This is a genomic window from Frankia sp. CcWB2, assembly GCF_977927585.1.
In genome coordinates this window covers 1-2,824 of the sequence record NZ_CDWRCM010000315.1, presented here as the reverse complement: position 1 = coordinate 2,824, position 2,824 = coordinate 1, and the positions used below count along the sequence as shown (strand labels likewise).

Sequence of the window (2,824 nt, the reverse complement as noted above, 5' to 3'; positions counted from 1 at the left end):
CCTCGGATGCGCATCATTCATCATGAATCGCCATGAATCGCCGGCTTCGATCTCGTGCTCGCCCCCGGGAGCTCCGGAGACCTGGAGCTCCCGGGCTTCGCCTGGTTCGCCTGGCCCGCCGGTTCACAGCCCGCCGGTTCACAGCCCGGTCAGGGACGGCCGCCGTCGAGCAGCGGGGGGCGGCCGGGTACGCGTAGGCCCGGTCGCAGCCACTCGTCGTACAGGCGGGACCAGGTTCCGTCGAGCATGATCTCGCGAAGCACGCCGTTGACGAACGCGACGAACTCGTCGTCTCCCGCCGTGTCCCCGGTGATCGGCATGGCGATACCGTAGGGCTCGTCGAGCCAGCCGCCGGCTTCGGAGCCCGCGCCGAAGGCGCTCGGCCCGAGCACCGTCGTGTCGGGGTCCTGGGCGGCTAGCCCGGCGAGGAGGACATCGTCGCCGGCGATCGCGTCGACGTCACCGTGCTGGAGCGCGACCAGGCAGTCGGCGATGCGGGCCCGGGTCACCGGTCGGGGTCCCGGCGCCGGCAGCTGCGCCAGCTTCTCGCTGGACGTGCTCCCCGCCGACGAGCAGACCGGTCGTCCGACGAGATCGGCGATACCGCGGAACCCGGCGTTCTCCCGGACCAGCAACCGCAGAGTCGACTCGTAGTACACGTCGGAGAACCGGACCTGCCGCTTGCGCTCGCAGGTGATGGTCATGGTGGCCACGAGCATGTCGACCATGCCGGAACGGAGCAAGTCCTCCCGCTCGGAGGTGGTGACGGCACGGAACTGGACATGATTGTCGACCCGCTCGGCACCGAAGATGGCCGCGGCGACCGCGCGGGCTATGCCGACGTCGAACCCCTCCAGTCGCAAGGTGCGCCAGTTCATCAACCCGGCCGGGGGCGCGTCGGTGGCGATGCCCACGCGCAGGTAGCCGCGGTCCTGCGCGATCGCGCGCAGGCGGCTGCCCACCGGCATCCGGCCGGGGGGAGGCATCGGGGTGAGGGGGGGATCGCTCGACCGGAGCGGTCTGCCATCCCGGCGACAGGTTCCATCCGGGTTGGCCGATCCCGCCGACGCCTGCGTGGGCTCGGCGCCCGGCACCGGTGATGGCGGCATCGGGGCGGCCTCCAGCGGAAGGGGACTACGGGCGGTGCTGCAGCCCGTAGCGCCCACGAGGACCATGCAGCCGACGAGGATCCCCCCGAGCACCGGGCCCACTCCCCTCGTCGGGATGGGGGGGTGCCGGCGCCCGGTCCGACCGGGCGGACTCACAGGTACTCCCGGAGCCGGGGCCACATCCCCGCCGCGGCCGCGACGATCGCGGTGAGGACGAGCGCCGGGCCGGCCAGCTCGAGATCGCGCAACGCCGCGGCGGCCCGGCGGGCATCTCCTTCGAACCTGCCCCGGGCGGCGTCGATCGCGACGTCGAGCTTGCCGAGGAAGCTGGTGAACGCCGTCGTGCCCGGCCCGAGGGTCCGGGTCACCGCCTGTCCGAACGTGTCGGAGGAACGCGGGTCCCCGACGGAGGAGCCGGCGTCTCCCGGTCCTCGCGCGGCCGCGACGACCGAGTCCGGTGACGAGGCCAGCAGAGCCACCACCGAGGCCCGGATACGCAGCCAGGAGCGCAGATCGCCCTCGAGTCCCGCCGGTATCCCGGCCCCCCCGCGCGCGTCGAGGGCGACGACGAGCGAACCACGACGGGTGACCGGTTCGGGCGGTAGGCGGTCGCCGGTCACGTCGAAGCCGAGGCCTCGGGTCACCCAGGCGAAGTGCTCGTCGAAACGGGTGCCGTTGCCGAGCGCCGTCAACGAGAGGTTCTCATCGACCCGTGCCTCCAGAGCCAGGGTCTTCGATCGGGCGAGCAGGCTTATCGGTCGGTACCCGGAGTCTTGCGCGGTGTCGAGACGGGTCTGCTGGGTTCCGAAGGCGACCGCGGTCCAGGTGACCGTGGCCAGGATGCACCCGGTGCCGAGCAGCAGGCCCGGGTTGACCAGTCGGTTCGTGCGTCGGACCAGAAGCAGCTGGACGCCGACGAGCGCGATGATCGCGAAGGCGGCCGTGATCACGATCGCCCATTCGCCCCGCGAGCCGGTGGCCTGCTGGTAGGCGGTGTCCACCGCGTCGGCGTACCGGGCGACGAGCACCTCGGTCGCCGGAAGGATCTCCGTGCGCATCATCGTCGAGGCGGCCCGCAGGTTGGCCTCGCCGACGGACAGCCCCGCCCGGTTGTTCGCCCGGGCCCGTTCGACCATCCCGTTGTAGACAGGAATGCCCCCGGCGAGCACGCCCAGCGGGCACGACGAGGCGATCCGCCCGGGCGACGGCCGGGTCCCCGCGCCGTCGGGTCCGGGCGGCGGCGCCGCGGGGCCGGACCAGGGCGGGTCCGCGGCGCACAGGGCCGGGTCGAGTCGGCGCAGGTCCAGGACGTCACGGGCGGCATCGGCGACACTCGCCTCGAACAGCCCGCCGTTCTTGATCCGGTCATAGCGATGCCGCAGCTCGGCGGCGGGCTCCCCCCTGCCGACGAGAAGCTCGACGGGCGCGAAGACCTCCGCCGCCGCCGCGGCATCCGCCTGGGACAGGGCGGCCCGCAACTCCTGAGCCGTGGCGAGCGCCCGGCCGTGCCGGCTCACCAGGCCGTCGGTCGCATCCAGCCGATGAGCGACCACGCCGTGCAGCGTCAACCCGAACAACGCGAGCGCGACCACGAGAAACGCCAGCAGCCCGACGAGCCGGACACCCGCGTCGCAGCGCGCCGCGACGCCCAGCACGGCCCGCGCGAGCCGCGCGCCCCACCGCGCTCGCGGGCCGCCCGGGCCACCGGGCTCCCC

At 73.4% G+C, this 2,824-nt stretch carries 2 protein-coding genes; both read right to left on the bottom strand.

Features of this window, described 5'->3' with window-relative positions; translation table 11 throughout:
• Window positions 1–149: 149 nt before the first annotated feature.
• The gene (locus tag ACY45C_RS21030; protein ID WP_462189281.1) at window positions 150–968 is read right to left on the bottom strand and encodes a glutamate ABC transporter substrate-binding protein; all 819 of its coding nucleotides are present in this window, start codon (window positions 966–968) and stop codon (window positions 150–152) included.
• Between the two features lie 293 nt (window positions 969–1,261).
• Window positions 1,262–2,824, bottom strand: a 1,563-nt coding sequence (locus ACY45C_RS21025; protein WP_462189280.1) for a hypothetical protein, incomplete at its 5' end; no start/stop codon positions are given.